Source organism: Dyella ginsengisoli LA-4, assembly GCF_000334915.1.
Lineage (GTDB): Bacteria > Pseudomonadota > Gammaproteobacteria > Xanthomonadales > Rhodanobacteraceae > Dyella_A > Dyella_A ginsengisoli_A.
Map to the genome: position 1 here is coordinate 24352 of NZ_AMSF01000074.1, position 18872 is coordinate 43223.

Consider the following 18872-nt stretch of genomic DNA (forward strand, 5'->3'; position numbering starts at 1 on the left):
GCACGTGGGGCACGATGACGGCTAACCCGCACCGCTTGGCGATCCTCACCGGCGAAGAAATCGATGACCTGTACGGCTTGCCACGTTTCACAGAAGACGAACGGTTGCTGTACTTCGACCTGAGTGCGGCCGAGCACGCGGCGGTAGCGGCGCGTCGGGGTACGACTGGTGTGTATCTGGTGCTGCAGCTGGGTTATTTCAAAGCCAAGCGGCAGTTCTTCGACGTCGAACCGGAAGCCGTGCGCGAGGATGTGAATCACATCCTCGCGCGACATTTCCCGAATATTACCTGGAAGGCCATTCGGTCCCCCACGCAACCGACGCGTGCCGCCCTGCAGAAGCTCGTTCTGCAGCTACTCGATGTTCGCCCGTGGAATCGTTCGGCACGGGAAGCACTGGTTGAGCGCATCCAGCATATCGCCATGCGCTCGACTCAACCGCGCTACCTGCTGCGCGAAGCGCTCCATTACGTGGAGCGAGAGCGTCTCGTCACACCGGCGTACAGCACGTTTCAAGACATCATCGGTTTGGTGGTCACCAACGAGCGCACGCGGTTGGCGGGTTTGCTGGAACAGGCGCTGACGCCCGACATGCGCAGCCAGCTCGACGCCTTACTGCAAGCCGATGAATCCATGTATCGAATCAGCGCACTCAAACATGAACCGAACGATTTCAGTTACAAGGCGCTGAAGCAAGAAGTCGAACGACGTCAGCTCTTCCAACCGCTGCATGCGTTCGCGCAGCAATTTTTGGCAGCGGCAGGTATCTCGCAGGAGAGTGGCAAATATTTTGCTTCCCTGGTGATGTACTACACCGTCTACAAGTTGCAGCGCATGGGGCCGGCAACCACACGGCTATACCTGCTGTGTTTCGCCTACCATCGCTATCGGCAGATCAACGACCATTTGATCGAAGCGTTCATGGTTCGCGTGGAGGGTTACGGCAAGCAAGCCAAGCTGGCCAGTGAAGAGGCCATGCGGCAAGCGCTGACCGATGCGAGCGAGCATCTGCAGGCTGCCGGTGAAGTGCTTCATCTGTTTGTCGACGACACGATCCCTGATGATGCCGCGTTCGCGACGGTGAAAGCCAAAGCGTTTACCTACCTTGGCCCCGAGCGCATTCCGCTGGTGGCCGACTACATGCGCAACATTGCCTTTGACAAGGTAGGTTTCCAGTGGGCGTACTACACCACGCTCTCTTCGACCTTCAAGCGAAACCTGCGTCACCTATTCACCGATCTGGATTTCGCTGGCCGGGTTGAACATGCACCACTCATGTCTGCCGTCGACTTCCTGCAAGGCCATCTGCGACTGGGGCATACCCCACGACAGATCGATCCGACCACGTTTCCGGTCGACCTCATCCCAAAGCGGTTGCGTGCCTATCTGTTCACCACTGCCGAAGGAAAAGGACGAGCCAAGCGGCTCGACGTCGATCGGTACGAATTTCTGGTCTATCGATTGTTGTGCGACGCGATGGAGGCGGGTGATGTATTCGTCAAGGACAGCAACGAATACCGGCGCTTCGAGGATGATCTGATCAGTGATGAGCGCTGGATCGACAAAGAGGCGGTACTGCGCGACCTCGATGCCCCGATTCTGCAGGCCCCTATTGAGGACACTTTGGCCGCGCTACGCACTCAGCTGGACGCGAAGTTTCAAACGGTGAACGCCCACATCGCCGATGGCGACAATGCACATATCACGGTGCGCGGTAAGGGCGACAAACGACGCTGGAACCTGATCTATCCTGCTCTTGACGAGTCCCTCAACAGCCCGTTCTACGCGCACATTCCGGGCATTGGCATTGCCGATCTGTTGTGGTTTGTAGCTGGGAACACGGGGTTTCTTGGAGCGTTCACGCATGTGCTGGAGCGCTACGTGAAACAGCCGCCGGACCCCCGCGAAATTCTCGCCTGCATCGTCGCCATGGGTACCAATATGGGATTGTGGAAGATGGCCGAAGTCTCCGGTCTCAGCCACGCCTCCTTGTTGGCCACAGCCCGCAGCTTCCTGCGGCAAGAAACCATACGCGGCGCCAACGACGCCATAAGCAATGCCACGGCACAGTTGTCGGCGTTCCATCTTTTCAACATCGGCAACCACTTGCATTCGAGCAGCGACGGTCAGCGGATCGAAACCCAGATCGACACGATCAACGCACGGCACTCACCGAAGTATTTCGGCATGAAAAAAGGTGTCAGCGTCTGCACGGTGGTGGCCAACCATGTACCGATCAACGGGCAGGTCATCGGTGCCCACGAGCACGAGAGTCATTACGTGTTCGACTTGTTGTTCAACAACACCTCCGAGATCAAGCCCGAACAGCATTCGACCGATACTCACGGCACCAATCAGGTCAACTTCTGGGTGCTGCATGCGTACGGTTACCGTTTCGCGCCGCGCTACCGCGACCTGCGTAGCAAAGTCGACTCCTTGGTCAGCTTCAAATCACCGAATCAGTACAGCAATGCTCTCATTAAGCCGGCACGCAAGGTCAATGAGGCGCTGATCGTGGCTGAGTGGCCCAATATCCAGCGGATCATGGCTTCCTTGGGACAGAAGGAGGTGACCCAGGCCACGATCATCCGCAAGCTGAGCAGTTATGCCCGGCGGAATCAGACCAAGAAAGCCTTGTGGGAACTGGACAACATCTACCGGACGCTCTACATCCTCGATTTCATTGACGATGTCGGCTTGCGTCAGAGCGTGCAGAAGGCGCTCAATCGAGGTGAGGCTTACCATCGCTTCCGCCGCGCGATCGCCTACGTCAACAGCGGGAAATTTCGCGTGCAAACCGAAGCAGAGCAGCAGATCTGGAACGACTGCTCGCGCCTGATAGCCAACGCGATCATCTACTACAACACAGCCTTGCTGTCTCGCATTTATGACCAAAAGCTCGCTGCAGGAGACGAGGCAGCCATCGAGATACTCAGAGGCATGTCGCCGGTGGCTTGGCAGAACATCAATTTGTTCGGCACCTTCGAGTTCAGTCCTGGCCAGACGAGGGTTGATCTCGATGCGTTAGCCGCGCGCCTGGTGGACTTGGTCAACTGGAACCAGTCGACAGATACCTCAATGATCCCGGAATAGGCTAAACATTATCGTCAAGATATTGATGTACAAGCTATTTTATACTATCGGGGGATGGGCACAAATAGCCAAGTTTCACGAGACGGTGTTCGAGGAGCATTACTACCAAATGCTTCGCCTGCTGAGCTTCGAATTGGAACGGCCGAACGCCGTCCTGATCACGTTTGGTTTTTCGTTCGCCGATGAGCACATCCTCAACCTCGTTAAGCGCTCCCTGTCCAACCCTCAACTGATGGTCTTCGTCGCCTGCTTCAACGAACCTGAGCGTGCACGCCTATCCGGAGTGTTTGCTGGCTATAGCAATGTAATGTGCGTGACGGCGGTGAACGGAAATCTGGACTTCGGAGCCTTCAACGCCATGCTTACGACCGATTCTTCGCCGCCGCCGGCCGGCCCTCTAGTAGGGGCAGATGCATGATTCGCGTCGGCGAGGTCATCGCGGTGGCTGGGACGAAAGTGACGCTGCGGATCGACGAAGCCTCCAGTAAGGATGTTTTGTTCTATCGAGGGCAGCGACTCAAGGGCATCTCAATCCGGGAATACTTGTCCATCTCACGCGGATTTCGCGACATCATCTGCGTAGTCGAGGGCGAGTTTCTGGACGAGCGTCGAAGCGAAACCGATGGATTACGGACCGAGTACGTGCGTCGTGTTGAGGCTCGGCCCATAGGTTATTTCGAGGATGATCAGTTCCATCACGGGATCAAGTTTCTACCCATGATCCTAGATGAGGCTCATCTTTTGTCGGATGATCGCATCGCGCAGATTTTCGATCGCTCTAGGCGAATGCCCGGGCTTCGCATAGGCGTCTTGCAAAAGGAGGGCCTCCTAGTCGCGCTTCCCCTGGCGCGGATCTTCAATAGCCATATCGGTATCTTCGGTAATACCGGCAGCGGCAAGTCCAACACTTTAGCGAAGCTCTATACGGCGCTATTCGAACGCAATCCGCCAGGCTTGGCCGATCGGAGCCGGTTCGTGATCATCGACTTCAACGGTGAGTACACCCAAGGTCAGTTGATTGACCCGCCAAGGAAGCGCGTTCTGGACTTGTCGACGGGGCGTGCGGAGGGTGATCAGATCACCGTGTCGATTGATGAATTCTGGGATGTGGAGACCCTCGCCCTGCTCTTCCAGGCTACGCAGCATACTCAAAGGCCATTTCTCAATCGCGTCGTTGAAGGACGGAAGCGCTTCGCGGACATTGCCGATTCCTTGGCAAGATATTTTCGGGCGGTCTTTAAAAAGACTTTTACGTCGGCACGACCGCGGCCGGAGCTGCTTGATCGCTCCCGCTTTCTCTCGCGCCAGTTGCAGCTCGATGAATTGTCGGCGGCACTGGAGGATATTCAGTGGCATGGCAGCGGCGCATTCCAAGACACCCGGGCAGGGGTTTGGTTTAACGCCGATGGCGTGGGGTATGCCGCCACGCTCGGACCAATTGTGGATGCACAGGCTCTAGGAGAGCTAGATAGTTTTGAAGAGCTGTCCATTCGTTGTCAGCTTGGGCTCATGAACGACATTGGCTCCGGGCAGGTGCAACTCGACCATATCCTTCCGCTGATGAAGCGTATGGAAAGCGCCATTGCGATGCTGCGCAAGGTCGTTAGGGTCGCGCACGACGAGGGGAACCCCCAGCATTTAGTTACAGTCATTTCGCTCAAACGCTGCAGCACAGACGCTAAGAAGATCATTCCCATTCTCGTCGCACGTCACTGCTATCAGCAGCATCGCGGATCGGTCGCCTCGCCTCCCGACAAAACCCTGCACCTCATCATCGACGAAGCCCATAATATCCTTTCCGAGCTGTCGGCGCGGGAGGCCGAGGCATGGAAGGACTATCGACTAGAGTTGTTCGAAGAGATCATTAAAGAGGGCCGAAAGTTTGGCGTGTTTCTCACTGTCGCTAGCCAGCGCCCGGCTGATATCTCGCCCACGATCGTCTCCCAGATCCACAACTTCCTCATCCATCGCCTTGTCAACGACCGGGATCTATTCCTAATCGACAACACGATATCGACGCTCGACCCGATATCGCGCGCCCTGATCCCTAACCTCACCCAGGGCTGTTGTGTTGTGACCGGAACCGCTTTCGACCTGCCCATGGTCGTGCAGGTCGAGAAACTTGACCCACGGAAGCAGCCGGACAGCGGCGACATCGACATTGAAATGCTGTGGCAGGCGGATCCGATCGCTTGATTATCTGCTGCGTTCGGAGCACTTCGGTCACGGTATCCACCGGCACTCTAATGGCTGCAGGCCTCTAAATGGCTCCTCAGCTCCTTGCCGTGACGGTGATCGAGCGCTCCCCTGTCAGTCGGCCCATAATATTCCTTCCCAAGCCGGTCCGGCGACCATCGACATGCTTTGTTGGTCAACCTTCGGCGATGCCGTGAACGCGCTTGCCTCACCTCAGGCGGCTAAGCCGGGGATCTTCCGGCTTTCCACGGGAGGAGCTTTCCGGTGACCGTCGCCGTGATCGTACGGCGCCTCTAGGGTTGGCGGGATTGGCGGGGCCGGCGCGTCGGCGCGTCGGCGCTTCGCCGGGCTGCCTCGCGGTAAGTCATGGCATCTTGAAACCGTGAAGTCTCACCCAAATGTCCGAGGCTGTATGTGCTTGCGAGTCGAGACTGTCTCACCGCATGAGACCCAGGGGCTCGAAACTTCAAGCATAGACGTCGACAACAGGGGATCCCATGCGCAGCACCACATTAAGCCGTACCGGGCCGCTCAGCAGCGTGCTGCCCGTAGCTCAAGCGAGATCACACAGCCAGGCCTGACCGCTGCGCGACAAGTCGTGACAGCAAACTGAAGCTCCACTCAAGGCAACAGCCGCAGTTCGCGCCACGGTCGGTACGAACCGGCCACGAAAGGAAACGCGATGCCACTGAGCAACACTGAGATTCGGTATTACGACAGCAACGTGTTGCGCTTGCCCGCCGACAAGCGCAAGGAATACCACGAGCAAGTGGACCGCCTGGTCGCGGCATTGGGAAAACGTCTTCGCGACCAGACCGACATCACCGTAACCAAGGTCGTGAAGGCCGGCTCCTTCGCCAAGTTTACCATCCTACGCAAGACCTCCGAGGACCCCGTCGACGTCGACGTGGTCTTCTACATCTCCGGCCGCAACGTGACCCAGGAGACCCTGGCGAGCCTGAGCCAGACCATCTACGACGCGCTCATTAAGCTGTACCCGAACAAGTCCGTCGAGGACTTCGAGATCCAGCGCAAGGCCGCCACGGTCACCTTTGCCGGCAGCGGGCTGAGTGTCGATCTCGTGCCCGTGATCGAGGACGCCGGCCGCCCCGGGTACGGCTGGCAATTCGACATCCACGATGGCACGCGCATGCAGACTTGCGCGCCGTGCCAGATCAAGTTCGTCCGTGACCGCAAGGAACAGGACAGCGACTTCCGCACACTGATCCGGCTGGCCAAGAAGTGGCGCAACCGGATCGAGCTCAAACCTCTCAAGTCGTTTGCCATCGAGTTAATCATGGCGCACGTGCTCGCCAAGAACGGCACCACGGGGTCGATCGAAAAACGATTCCGCGACTTCCTGCTGTACATCGCCCAATCGGGCCTCAAGGAGGTTATCTCCTTCCCGGAAAGCGGGCCGGTAACGACAGCCTTCACCGACCCCGTGGTGATTATTGACCCCGTGTGCGCCACTAACAACGTCGCCAGCCGGATTTCCGAGGCCGAACGCGGAGAAATCGTCGCGGCAGCCACGGAGGCGTGGGAGACGGCCATGTTTGCGTCTACCGAAGACGACCTCGACGTCTGGAAGGAAATCTTTGGGCCGCGTTTTGCCGTGGGAGAGTCCGCATGAGCGCCACCTACGCTGCGACCCAAACCTATTCCGTAGCTGATGTCGAGATCGTCATGCGACGCGTGTCAGCTGATCTGCTGATGATCGCCAGCAGCACCCAGGCCATCACCGAAGCCACCGCGAAGGATTGGGCGCACGACATCGAGCTGCTGGCCAAGCAGGGATACTTGCACTGGGTCGACCTGACTCTGCTTGCCAACGGCGAGGAGGCCCAGGCAACCCGCTATGTCGTCAACACCGAGTCGGGTGAACTCACCTCGAGCCGGCCTGGCGGCGTCCTGTGGCCGCGTCTCACGGGTGCCACGCTGCGCATTGTCGTGTCGCACACCGACGCCTACGACCAGGCGGCGCAGGATCGCACCCGCAGCAAGTTGCGCATCTCGTGGGTTCCCAGCACGGTCGATACGAGCCATGCGACCTTGACCTCCAGCGCCGGGCGCGACTATGCGAGCAACGGCTTTGGTATGCAGCGAAAGGACTATAAGTGACGCCCCTCTCCATTTTTGATGCCAAGACCCCGTTGCCCGACGCCGCCTTGGCGGCTCGGGAAAAGACGCTGCTGGGTTTCGACACACGCTATGCGCGGGTGCATGATCAGCTGCGATTGCTGCTGAACCTGGGCGAGCTGGCGAACTGGAGCAACCGCCACCATCAGAAGAAGTTGGCGCTGTGTGACCTGGTGGCCGACCAGTATCCGCTAGTGATCTTCCATGGCGACGTAGGCACTGGCAAGACCGCGACCGCCGAGTGCATCGCCAACCGTTTGGCCAAGGAATCGCGCACCGAAGACTCCCTGCTCTTTCGCTTGAGCAACCGCGTACGCGGCAGCGGCAAGGTCGGCGAAATGGGGACCCTGCTGACGCAGGCGTTTCAGGAAGTGACGCAGTCGGCAGGCAGGACGCGCCGAGCGATCTTGGTGATCGATGAGGGCGACTCGTTAGCGGCGGCCCGCACGCAAGAGCACAGCCATCACGAAGACAAGGTCGCGGTCAATACGCTGATTCAATGCATCGATGATGTGCGTCGCTTTAACGGCCGCGTGGTGGTGTTTCTTTGCACCAATCGCCTGTCGGCATTGGATGCGGCGCTGATCCGCCGGGCGGCGGTGGTGGAGGAGTTTCGTCGTCCAAGCGACGCCGAACGGCGCGACCTGTTTACCATGGACCTCGATGGCCTCAGCTTAACCGCCTCGCAGATCGCGCAGCTGGTCACGGTCACGGGCGCTAGCGCCGGGCGGCCATCCTGGACCTTCTCCGATATCCGCACGCGGCTATACCCCGCCGCCATGGCAAAGGCGTTTCCCGATCGTCCGCTGGCCTTTGAGCACCTGTATGAAGTGGCCTCGACCTTGCGCCCGTCACCGGTCATGGAGGACAAGTAATGGTGCGGCTCTCGTTATTTGGACGGCGCATTCACCTTGCCGGCAGCATCGCCGCGGACCCGACGCTCGCGTCCGCCGATGAGGTCCGGCGCGCCCGCGCGATCGTCGCGTCCTTGGTGAAGGAACTCCTTCGACAGGGCGCCACGTTTGTCATTCCGGTGGACGCCGAGAAATACCGTCGCGGTGATGACTTGCCGATCTGCTTCGACTGGCTGATCTGGGAGACTGTCCAACAACAGCAGGCACAGCGGCCCGATGGTGCGATCAATCCATTGGTGGTCGCCGTTAAGCATCATAAGAACGAGGAGCAAATTGCGGAGCCGCAAGCGTCGCTGTGGCGCTCGCTTCGCAATACGCATTTGGTGCAGATTGAAAGCGCGGCGCACTGGGACATGAACGCCAAGCGGATGGAAGCCCAAGCACGCCACGGCGATGTCCTCATTACGCTCGGGGGTGGCGAAGGTGTGCTGTTCCTGGCGAACCTCTATCACGACGCGGGAAAGCCGGTAATCCCGCTCAACTTGAAGTTGGGCGCGGCCCACACGGGTGCGCTTCGCCTGTTTGAATTTGGCATGGCCGGCAATCATGCGTCGCGACTGTTCCAGGTCCAGGGAAACACACCGTCGCACGGCTGGCTCAACCGCATCGAAATGCCTCCTGCCAAGCCCGTGCCGGACTGCGTCGAGGACGTGCTCGCGTTGCTCCATGCCCTGGTGCCACCCAAGGCCTTCGTCGTCCGGCTGCTCAATCCCGAGCACCCCGACTTCGATGATGTGCAGAATTACTTTGATACAGTCGTCCAGCCGGTGGTGGAGGACGAGCTGCGCTATGCGCTGACGGTGGTGGATGGACGCCAAGCCTTCGATCATGCCCGGATCGATCAAGAGATTTTCGCCAAGCTGCATCGCAGCAGCATGGTGGTGGCCGATATCACCGGCTCACGCCCCAACTGCTTTCTGGAGCTTGGTTACGCGCTTGGGCGTGGCCTGCCCACGCTGCTTCTGGCCAAGGCCGGCACGGATCATCCGTTCGATATCGCCACGTTCTCGGGCCATCACTGGAAGACCACGGGCACGGTGGATGAGCGTCGCCGAGCGTTCCGCGAACACTGGCATGCTATCCGCAACCGCCCTCCCCTCGTTCCCATGGAGCCTTTGATCCCATGAATGCACGACGCGAGGTATTCATTTCAGTGGATGTCGAGACCGCAGGCCCCGTCCCTAGTGACTACGCGCTGCTTACCATCGGCGCCTGCGCCGTGGATGACCCCACACAGACGTTCGCCTGCGCCCTGAAGCCCACGACGCGTCGGGCTGATCCCGCGGCACTGAAAGTATCGGGACTGTCATTGGATGAACTGGAGGCGCACGGGCTGCCCCCGCACGAAGGCATGCGCGCATTTGGTGAATGGATCGCCCGCGTGAGCGGAGGCGGCGGGGATCCGGTCTTTGTCGGCCTCAATGCGGCGTTCGACTGGTCCTTCATTAACTACTACTTCCATCACTACCTGGGCGAAAATCCTTTCGGATTTGCCGCTCTCGACATCAAGTCACTCTACATGGGTGCGATGAAGACCGATTGGCGCGAGACACGCTCCAGCCGCATGGCCGAAGCCCTGCATCCTGCCTTAAAAGGTGATCATGACGCGTTACATGATGCGCTCTATCAGGCTGAGCTATTTCGCGCGATCCGTGAGCGAATGAACTAAATGCGCGGCCATGTAACGCCTTGCGAAAGGAAAGCTTGCTACCGGCGATAACGGGCAAGCGGCCTAATGGACGAAGGAGCATCAATCCAGTAGGCCGCAGGTGTGCGGCGCAAAATATCCTTGAAGGGGTGGATGCGCATACCCTTGCCCCTTGCCCCTTGGCTCGCGGCAGCGGGCGCCCGAGTGCCGGACACCATCGCGGATGGTGTCTATACGGAACTCTCTGCTGGCCTTGAAGCATCTAGGGAGCGACGCCGACCGTCGCGCATCCCCAAGCCCGACGATTGGGCTTGTTGGATGCTGAATGGCAGTACCCGAGGTCCGCTTAAGGTCCGAACCGGAATTCGGCCCGCTTGAGCGAGATGTCCCGGACCTCTCCGTTATCACCAACGTGACAAGCGGCACTTACGCCACTGGCCACCATGGCAAGATGGGCAACGTCGAGGCTACCTGGCGGCGTGCAAAGATGGGCCCCCAATGGCGCATTGACTCCATTAGGGCGAGGCGCTGCTGATGTACTTGTTCTGCCGATGTCTCATCCAGTGACAGTCCTAGCCAGACCCTCGTCTCTTCGAAGTACGCCGAAATCGGCTGATCTGGGCGTCTTGCCAGCTGCCGCGCGGCTTCCTCGAACACCAGCGCCCCGTTTGACGCGTCTTCGCAAATCATGTGGCACACAAAGTCCACACACTCCCAAAGGACTGGGGGATCTTCACCGTTGTGGTTCGCGATGGCGGCGTCGCTGAGGATGGCAAGGTCGATGCGTTCATGCCGAGAGGGATGTGTTGCGTCTTTCAGTTTCACCAATCGCGACGCGTTGGCACTAAAAGCCAAATGGAAACAAAGCCCCGCGGCCAGCGCCACCCATCGACGACCGTCTGGGGTGGATAGCAGTATACGAAAGACCTCCTGCGACTCCGAACCCAGCTCATCGCTAAGCAGCGCTGTGTCAATATGGTCAAGGTACAACCGAGCCCAATAAAACGCCTGAATATCCGCGTCGAACTCGATAGTGCGGGAATACACGTTCGGGTGGCTCAGGTCCCTCCTGCCTATTGGCGCAGCATACGGTACTGAAGAGGCGCTAGAAATTGCCAAAGGCGGCCCCTCGCCCTCATCTTCGGCTGCAGCGCCCGCCAGATGGCCCCGGAGCAAGTGAGCGGCTTCGTGAAACAGAAGAAACAGCATGGCCGAGCTCATAACAAGTTGCGCAATCGCAACGGCCGTGCGGTCGTCGAGCTGCCTGGAGCCTAGGCTCCGCAACAACACGGGCAGGACCTCAGGCGAGTCGCGCAATCCACGCACGGCTGCGGCAACGAGAATATTCAAGCGCTGGAGTGCCAGCAGACCGCGACGCGTGACGACGATAACGGACTCGTCCGTGTGAGGGCCTTGCGCGAAAGCCCAAGCGTTGACGCAGGATGCGTCGGTAACACAGACCGAGATCCGCCTATCCTTGCAGTGCCGAGTCAGCCATTCTGCAACACCTTGAGCCAAGCGCCATTGGTCATATATGCCCGCCTCACGTATACGCCGCAAGGGGAGGCGACGCCCGTAGTTCCCCTTATAACGGCAGCGCTGCTCCCCAAGCCAAGTCTGGTAGATCGGGTGCGCGACTGCGTCCGAGTTGGTCTCTTGTCGTCGAATATCCATCGGTTCAGTGGACCAGTCTGCTGCGCGACGGTCAATTGCCACGAAGAACTTGGCACCAATAGCCCTAGGTCGGCCAATGTTCTTGGGTGGGGCGCCCAACACGATGGCGAGGGCGTACGGCCTTGTGAGCTAGGCGACCTCCAGTTACCAACCACCTAAAAAGTGTCCTTGCGCTCTTTTGGCTGTGAGTGACGCCAGTAAGCCTCGCTGATCTGAAACGCGCCCGCTTCGAGTCGGGACCAGACGCGCGCCCTACCCCCGATAGCACGGGCTAATCACCCTACCCCAAACGCCCTGATCGGCCATCCCCGAACGTTGAAGGCTACGGCTGCAGATCAAGGTTGTTGCGCATAGGCGTATGCTTTCGGTAGGGGCTAGGGACCGGACCTAGAGGTAATAGGAGCACGTTCTGATGGGGAAGCGTTTGGTAGGGGTCGGTGTGTGGCTAGTCATTGGGGCGCTGGTGCTACTCGCTGTGCTGCCCAAGGAGGCATGGTTTGGCCTCGTGGTGATCGGCGGCATCGCTCTTGTCGCTTACGCGGCCATCAAGCATCTGGCCCAAGAAAAAAAGCGGGCCGCATACCGGAACGAGCCCACCTTGGCCGAGTTGATCGCCAAGGGCGAACTTCAACGACCTCGACGTCAGCCTGAGCGCCCGCCAGTCGGTACGCCCCGCACAACCCCTGAGCGCCCACTACTACTGGCAAGGAACTCTGGTCAATCTTCCCAGTGGAAGGCCACTCGCAGCACCCCGATCAATGCGGACCGGGGGCGCTTTCCTCCAACTTCGCCGGCAAAAGATAAGCAGATCAACGCGCCTGGCCAACTCGCCCGTCCAGCGTCGCCCCCTTTACGCTCGTCACCGAACCGCATTCCTCCTGCAGATGCTCCCTCCAGTTCGCCAACGAGCGGAGTTCCCCATCAATCGGCGGAATGGAACGCAAGGCGCCAAGCTGCGATTGATGCGAACCGCATCCGCGCCCAGGCTTTACGCGACCGTTTCCCTCCAACTTCGCCGGAGACAGATACGCAGATCGACGCACCAGCCCAACCCGCTCCTCCGGCATCGCCTCCGATACTCCCGTCATGTGACAGCATGCCTCCGGCAGACGCCCCCGCCGGTCCGCAAACGAGCGGGGCTCTCCATCAATCGGCGGAGTGGAACGCAAGGCGCCAAGCTGCGATCGATGCAATCCGCGAGCACGCGCAAGCACTGCGCGACAAGTTCCCCCTGGAGCGGCAGCGAAAGAGTGAGCCGATGGGCCCGCCGGTTGAATCGGGAGCCTCTACGGTCGCTTTGGATCCCTCGCCGCCGCTCGGAGTGAGCGAACGGGGAACAGTGCCCACACCGCCCCCGGTCTCTGCGTCCCCCTCGAGTATTGCAGACGTCCCCGAGCCCCACTCTGAGCCTGCCCCAATGGACGTCATGCGTGCGGCCCAAGGTTCATCTGAGCCTGAACGCATGTATTCGGTAGCAGCGAATACGAGTCACCCTTTGACTCATGCTCTACCCGCGGCACCCGCCGGTTTCGGCGAGGGACGCTGGGTTCCGCCCGGCGAGAGGGTGGTAGTCGCGGGCGTGAGCTTGCCCGGAGGCATGCTTTATGTGGGTGGGAAGCTGAAAACGCCCAACGGCCGCACTGATCCATGTCTGATCAGCGGCCAGCACACCGTGGCGCACGTAGGCAACTACCGCTCACGGCAGATGGGCTATTGGCCCAGCTACGCCGATGCTTCCCCGGAAGAACGGCGCGCCTACCTGAACTGGTTGTCGGACGGTCGCTCGGACCCCGACTGCGACATCGGGTACGTATTCTTGTTCTTCTACGGACTCGAACGTCGCTTCATCTTGGACTCACGCGACGATCCCGCCGCGCGAAATGACTGGCCAGCCATGATCGCGGAGCTCCGACGGCTACTTGCGATCTATGGCCAGAAATCGGGATCGTTCAATCGCTACGCCAGCGAGCTTTTGAATTGGATCGAGTTGGATGGGAGGCCTGGAGATCTCTACAAGCACCCCGTCCCAGACTTCCCGAAGTCCTATGAGCTGCCGCCATATCTTCGACTGGCCCTGGGCCAAGCAGCTTTTGATCGCGCACCGCTTCCTGCGCACCTTGCGCTGGCGTGGATCCGTTTGAATCCCGAGTGCTATCTGCGTACCGCAGCCACGCGTTGCCCCGACGAGTTCGGAGGGCTGTTCACTCAACGCTATGGCGAAATCTTCGGCCCCGGACTGCTCCTTCCGAAAAATCGCACGAAGCTAAAATTTGTCTACCGAGCCGCTTCAACGGCGCTGAGCGATGCCAAGATCTCGATGACGTTCGGTGATGTTCCGGATGTCACTGCGTTGACTGCACCCATCAAAAAACTGATGGAAGTTGCGAATCAATGCACGGATGAACTTAGCTCTTACAGCCGCCTTGTCGGAAAGGATCCGGGAGCAGCTGGGGCATTGGAAGGGCTTTTACTGTTACCCGCCACTCTGTGGCCCGCGCCCGTCCAAGCGAAATTGCACGCATTGACAGCACGAATGAGCGAAGGCCAACTGTCGCTTCCGCTAAAGGAACTCATCACCGCGTTGGGAAGCACCACCCAAGTGCTAAATCGCGATCGCGTGCGAGCTTTGGCGCGGGCGCTTGAAGGCATCGAGATTGGAATGGAGCCGCATGTCCTCGGCGGCGCCAAAGCGCCGACCGAACAAGACACCGTCGTGTTGTTCGCTCAGCCGCTCTGTGACGCGGATGTGGGGTCGCGTGCCGAGTACCAGATGGCGGCCTTGACGCTGCAGTTGGCCTCGGCAGTGGCACAGTCCGATGGACAGTTTGATGAATTGGAAGTCACCCATCTTCGGGGTGAAATCGAAGGATGGGTGCACCTCACTCTCGCCGAGCGGCGCAGGCTGCATGCACATCTCCAATGGTTAACGGCCTCGCCAATGAATTTGTCGGCGCTCAAAAGAAAGTTGGAGCCGTTGCCGACGACTGCGCGTGAGACGCTCGCTGGCTTCTTGGTTGCGCTGGTTCACGCCGACGGCGTTGTCTCGCCCGATGAAGTGAAGTTCTTGGAAAAGGTCTATAAGGCTCTCGGCGTCGAATCCAAACGGGTCTTCAGCGACATCCACGCGGCGGGTTCCGGCGGCGCGCCTGCGTCTACGACCCAGGCCGAGAAGCAGGGCTTCCGCCTGGATGTCGAGCGTATCGCGGCGTTGCAAGAAGACACGGTACGAGTCTCGGCGCTGCTGTCGACGATCTTCGCCGAGGAAGACGACAGTACGCCGGCGCCGGCGGCACCCGCTCTGGAACCGGAGCTCGAAGACGAGGCCAATTCGCCGCTGGGGCTGGATGAGGATCATTCCGCCCTGCTGCGCCTGCTGCTGTCGCGGCCGGAATGGACACGTACCGAGCTGGAGGACGCTGCCGCCGACTTGGACCTGATGCTCGACGGTGCGATGGAACAGATCAACGAAGCGGCTTTTGAGGCGTTCGACGAGCCGCTTTTCGAAGGCGACGACCCGATTTCAGTGAATACCCAACTACTCGAGAAGATCGAAGCATGAATGCTGCCATTCGCCCCAAGGACCGCGACGCTGTTATCCAGTCCCTGCGTGCCGGCGTCGTGCCCCGCGCGGGCCAACACCTGATCCAAGTGGCCCGGGGTCGGGAGATCGAGGCGCTGGTCGCGGACATCGACCGCGTTGCCGACGGGGGCTCATCGTTCCGCTTCGTCATCGGCGAATATGGAGCAGGCAAGACCTTCTTTCTCAATCTGATCCGTGCCATTGCCATGGAGCGCAAGCTCGTCGTGGCCAACGCCGATCTCAACCCCGATCGACGCCTCCACGCGTCCGGTGGACAGGCGAGATCGCTCTATGCCGAGCTCATGCGCAACTTGGCCACGCGAACCAAACCCGACGGGGGCGCCTTACCCGGCGTAGTCGAGAAGTTCATCGCTACGGCCAAGTCCGAAGCCAAAGCACAGAACCTGCCCACCGAGCAGGTCATCCGATCGAGGCTGGAACAGCTGTCCGAGCTGGTTAACGGCTATGACTTCGCTGATGTCATCGCTGCCTACTGCCGTGGCGTCGAGGAAGGAAACGAAAAGCTGAAATCAGATGCCGTCCGCTGGTTGCGCGGTGAGTTTGCGACCCGGACCGACGCACGTGCTGCACTGGGCGTGCGTACGATCGTCGATGACGCATCGATTTACGATCAGCTGAAACTCATGGCCAGGTTCGTGCGCTTAGCTGGATACGCGGGACTGTTCGTGTGTCTGGATGAAATGGTCAATCTGTACAAGCTTGCCAATTCGCAAGCACGCAGCTCCAACTACGAGCAGATCCTGCGCATGCTCAACGACTCCTTGCAGGGCACCGCCGTCGGCCTCGGATTCGTGTTGGGCGGTACGCCGGAGTTCCTGATGGATCCGCGCCGTGGAATTTATAGCTACTCCGCACTCCAAAGTCGGCTTGCACAGAACGCTTTCGCGACCAATGAGCTGGTCGACTTCTCGGGTCCCGTGCTGCGTCTTTCGAGCTTGACGGCAGAAGATTTCTACCTGCTTCTGGGGAAAATCCGCCATGTATACGCCGCTGGGGACGCCGCCCGGTATCTGCTCCCTGATCCGGCTATCGCGAGCTTCATGGAGCACTGCGCTAACCGCATAGGTGACAGCTTCTTCCGCACGCCGCGCACCACGATCACGTCCTTCATCAATCTATTGGCCATCTTGGAACAAAACCCCGGCACCGAGTGGAAGAACCTGATCGGCGAGGTCCGGGTGGAAGCAGATGAAGGGGGCAGGAGTGATGTAGCCGTGGATCCGGAAGACGAGCTGGCATCCTTCAAACTCTGATGTCAGCCTCCCTGGCCTTCCTGCAACTAGACCCTCGGATACAACGCTACTTGTGGGCCGAGGGCTGGGGTGCGCTGCGCGACGTGCAAGAACAGGCCATTCCGTTGATCCTGCCAGGCAATCAGGATGTCATCGTGGCTGCCAGCACGGCTTCGGGAAAAACTGAGGCCGCATTTCTCCCTGCCCTGACCCATCTGCTTGGCCGGGAAGGCGAGGGCTTGATCGTCTACATCAGCCCGCTGAAAGCGCTGATCAACGACCAGTTTGGACGCTTGGATCGCCTCTGCGAGACTTTGGACGTGCCCGTCTGGCCATGGCACGGCGATATCACCTCGACTTCCAAGCGAAAGTTCGTGCAAAAGCCGACTGGCGTGCTCTTGATCACGCCGGAATCTCTCGAGGCCACGCTGTGCAACCGAGGCACCAGCATTGCTGGTTTATTCAAGCACATAACCTTCTTCGTCATTGATGAGCTTCACGCGTTCATCGGCACTGAGCGGGGGAAGCAACTGCAGGCGCTCATGCACCGCATCGAGGTCGTACTGGGACGCACGGTGCCTCGCATTGGCCTCTCCGCCACGCTGGGCGACATGGGGTTGGCGTCCAAGTTCCTCAGGCCCGACGGCTTCACGGCAATGGTCGATGCGGCATCGACCGAGGGGCAGTTGCTCATCTTAGTCAAAGGGTTTGAAGAGCCCGCAGCCCCGGACGGGGCGGGGCGCAAGAACAATCCGGAAACGGAGCGAGCACCGCTGGCCATTGCCCAGCACATGTTCAGAACCTTGCGCGGCTCCAACAATCTCGTTTTCCCGAACAGCCGTCGAGAGGTTGAGCGATACACGCATCTTCTGAATGGATTGTGTGAGCAAGCCCAAGTCGCTAACGAGTTCTGGCCACATCACGGCAATCTGTCCAAGGAAATCCGCTACGAAACCGAGGCGGCACTCAAACAGCGTGAGCACGCGGCGACTGCCGTTTGCACAAGCACCTTAGAGCTGGGCATCGACATTGGTGCAGTCAAAAGCGTGGTGCAAATCGGCACACCACCGTCCGTTGCAAGTCTCCGACAGCGGCTAGGACGTTCCGGCCGACGGGAGGGGGAGCCTGCCATCCTGCGTGGCTATGTCATCGAGGACGCCTTGGACGAGACAGCTAGCCTGGAAGCGCGGCTTCGACTGGATACAGCGCAGACTGCGGCCGTCATCTCGCTTTTGCTGGAAAACTGGTTTGAGCCACCTGCCGTCAACGGAGCACACTACTCCACGCTCGTGCAGCAGCTTCTGTCTTCCATCGCGCAATATGGCGGCCTGCAGGCGGCTCAGGCGTTTCGCCTTCTTTGCGCCCCACCCGGTCCGTTCGAGCGGGTATCCAAAGAAGCCTTTGCCGAACTGCTGCGCACCCTGGGCCAGGCGGAAATCTTGACTCAGGATCACTCAGGTCTGCTGCTCCACGGCCGTATCGGCGACAAGATCGTCAATCACTACTCCTTCTACGCGGCATTCTCCAGCGACGAGGAGTTCCGCATAGTCTCCAGCGGCAAGGCGTTGGGAACGCTACCTGTCTCGCAGATGATGACACCTGGCCAGCGCATTCTGTTCGGAGGGCGCACTTGGCTCATCGAAGCCATCGACGAAGAGCACAAGACGATCCATGTCGCGCCCGCCAAAGGCGGCGCTCCTCCGCTGTTCAATGGAGGCGGAGGGCGTGTGCATACCCGGGTTCGGCAGCGCATACGTGATATTTACGTTGCACACGACTCGCTGCCCTTCCTGGATTCAACGGCACAACGCTTCTTGAGGGACGGCCGCGAGGCGTTCGCTACGCTGGCGTTGGCCGATCGTTTGCTGCTAGATCAGGGAAGCCAAGCGATCCTATTAACTTGGCTGGGCGACGCGGCCAACGAGGCCATCGCTTGCGTACTGATGTCGCGCGGCGTTCAGGCATCCACAGGCCGGCTGGGGGTCGAGATCCAGCGTGCAGGCCGTAGCCTCGAAGAGATCGAAAACTTTCTGCGCGACATCGCTTCGGCTCCCGCCGCAACGGTGGACGATTTGCTCGCGAAAGCAGGCAATCTCGTCCGCCAAAAATGGGACGGATTGCTTTCACCGCACCTGCTGCGGCAAAGCTATGCGAGCTCCAACTTGGATCTTGATGAGGCGCTGACTTGGCTTCGCGCGACGTTTGAGTCGCAGTCATATCAGGTCAGTGGCGGCGCCTAACTCCCTTGCGTGCCAGGCCTGGGAAAGTCCGAGCTGCCGAGTTGAGGAGAGGCACGTTCTGACAGAGCTGATGTCTGTTTCGAAAGCGGCCCCTACCTACCCCCGATAACGAACCCTAATCGCTAGCCAAAGCGCC

At 59.7% G+C, this 18872-nt stretch carries 11 protein-coding genes and 1 pseudogene; 11 read left to right on the plus strand and 1 reads right to left on the minus strand.

The window, feature by feature from the left end; all coding sequences use genetic code 11:
- Positions 1-14: 14 nt before the first annotated feature.
- The 8 genes and pseudogenes from C693_RS0116565 to C693_RS0116600 all read left to right on the plus strand — a co-directional run bounded on the left by C693_RS0116565 (position 15) and on the right by C693_RS0116600 (position 10010).
- Positions 15-3097 (plus strand): annotated as a pseudogene (locus tag C693_RS0116565) (Tn3 family transposase).
- Positions 3098-3117: 20 nt separating this feature from the next.
- On the plus strand, positions 3118-3510 hold the full coding sequence (locus C693_RS24045; RefSeq protein ID WP_017463400.1) for a hypothetical protein: 393 nt from the start codon (positions 3118-3120) through the stop codon (positions 3508-3510).
- Entirely contained in the window at positions 3507-5288 is a 1782-nt protein-coding gene (locus tag C693_RS0116575) for an ATP-binding protein (RefSeq protein ID WP_017463401.1), read from the plus strand. Before C693_RS24045 ends, C693_RS0116575 begins: the two co-directional genes overlap by 4 nt.
- Before the next feature lie 682 nt (positions 5289-5970).
- Positions 5971-6921, plus strand: coding sequence for a CBASS oligonucleotide cyclase (locus C693_RS0116580; RefSeq protein WP_017463402.1), 951 nt, complete (start codon positions 5971-5973; stop codon positions 6919-6921).
- Entirely contained in the window at positions 6918-7409 is a 492-nt protein-coding gene (locus C693_RS0116585; RefSeq protein WP_017463403.1) for a hypothetical protein, read from the plus strand. Before C693_RS0116580 ends, C693_RS0116585 begins: the two co-directional genes overlap by 4 nt.
- On the plus strand, positions 7406-8302 hold the full coding sequence (locus C693_RS0116590; protein WP_017463404.1) for an AAA family ATPase: 897 nt from the start codon (positions 7406-7408) through the stop codon (positions 8300-8302). The genes C693_RS0116585 and C693_RS0116590 overlap by 4 nt, the downstream gene beginning before the upstream one ends.
- On the plus strand, positions 8302-9468 hold the full coding sequence (locus tag C693_RS0116595; protein ID WP_017463405.1) for a hypothetical protein: 1167 nt from the start codon (positions 8302-8304) through the stop codon (positions 9466-9468). Before C693_RS0116590 ends, C693_RS0116595 begins: the two co-directional genes overlap by 1 nt.
- Positions 9465-10010 carry a 3'-5' exonuclease gene (locus C693_RS0116600; protein WP_017463406.1) on the plus strand — a complete coding sequence of 182 codons (546 nt, stop codon included), beginning with the start codon at positions 9465-9467 and terminating at the stop codon, positions 10008-10010. The genes C693_RS0116595 and C693_RS0116600 overlap by 4 nt, the downstream gene beginning before the upstream one ends.
- A 405-nt stretch (positions 10011-10415) precedes the next feature.
- Here the strand turns inward: C693_RS0116600 and C693_RS22020 are convergent, their stop codons facing one another.
- Entirely contained in the window at positions 10416-11339 is a 924-nt protein-coding gene (locus C693_RS22020; protein WP_157798650.1) for a hypothetical protein, read from the minus strand.
- 1786 nt (positions 11340-13125) lie between these two features.
- Here C693_RS22020 and C693_RS0116610 point away from each other — a divergent pair.
- From C693_RS0116610 to C693_RS0116620, 3 genes are read left to right on the plus strand one after another with little or no spacing between them, the layout of a single operon-like run.
- On the plus strand, positions 13126-15222 hold the full coding sequence (locus C693_RS0116610; protein WP_277813093.1) for a TerB N-terminal domain-containing protein: 2097 nt from the start codon (positions 13126-13128) through the stop codon (positions 15220-15222).
- Positions 15219-16517: an ATP-binding protein gene (locus tag C693_RS0116615; RefSeq protein ID WP_017463410.1), complete on the plus strand. Its 1299-nt coding sequence runs from the start codon at positions 15219-15221 to the stop codon at positions 16515-16517. The genes C693_RS0116610 and C693_RS0116615 overlap by 4 nt, the downstream gene beginning before the upstream one ends.
- Complete coding sequence (locus C693_RS0116620) at positions 16517-18736, plus strand: DEAD/DEAH box helicase (protein ID WP_017463411.1); 2220 nt, start codon at positions 16517-16519, stop codon at positions 18734-18736. The genes C693_RS0116615 and C693_RS0116620 overlap by 1 nt, the downstream gene beginning before the upstream one ends.
- The last annotated feature ends 136 nt before the right edge of the window (positions 18737-18872 follow it).

Excerpts from the sequence above, each read along its gene's own strand:
- C693_RS24045 (WP_017463400.1), top strand. The coding sequence starts at position 3,118 with ATGTACAAGCTATTTTATACTATCGGGGGATGGGCACAAATAGCCAAG.
- C693_RS0116575 (WP_017463401.1), top strand. The coding sequence starts at position 3,507 with ATGATTCGCGTCGGCGAGGTCATCGCGGTGGCTGGGACGAAAGTGACG.
- C693_RS0116580 (WP_017463402.1), top strand. The coding sequence starts at position 5,971 with ATGCCACTGAGCAACACTGAGATTCGGTATTACGACAGCAACGTGTTG.
- C693_RS0116585 (WP_017463403.1), top strand. The coding sequence starts at position 6,918 with ATGAGCGCCACCTACGCTGCGACCCAAACCTATTCCGTAGCTGATGTC.
- C693_RS0116595 (WP_017463405.1), top strand. The coding sequence starts at position 8,302 with ATGGTGCGGCTCTCGTTATTTGGACGGCGCATTCACCTTGCCGGCAGC.
- C693_RS0116600 (WP_017463406.1), top strand. The coding sequence starts at position 9,465 with ATGAATGCACGACGCGAGGTATTCATTTCAGTGGATGTCGAGACCGCA.
- C693_RS0116610 (WP_277813093.1), top strand. The coding sequence starts at position 13,126 with ATGTATTCGGTAGCAGCGAATACGAGTCACCCTTTGACTCATGCTCTA.
- C693_RS0116615 (WP_017463410.1), top strand. The coding sequence starts at position 15,219 with ATGAATGCTGCCATTCGCCCCAAGGACCGCGACGCTGTTATCCAGTCC.
- C693_RS0116620 (WP_017463411.1), top strand. The coding sequence starts at position 16,517 with ATGTCAGCCTCCCTGGCCTTCCTGCAACTAGACCCTCGGATACAACGC.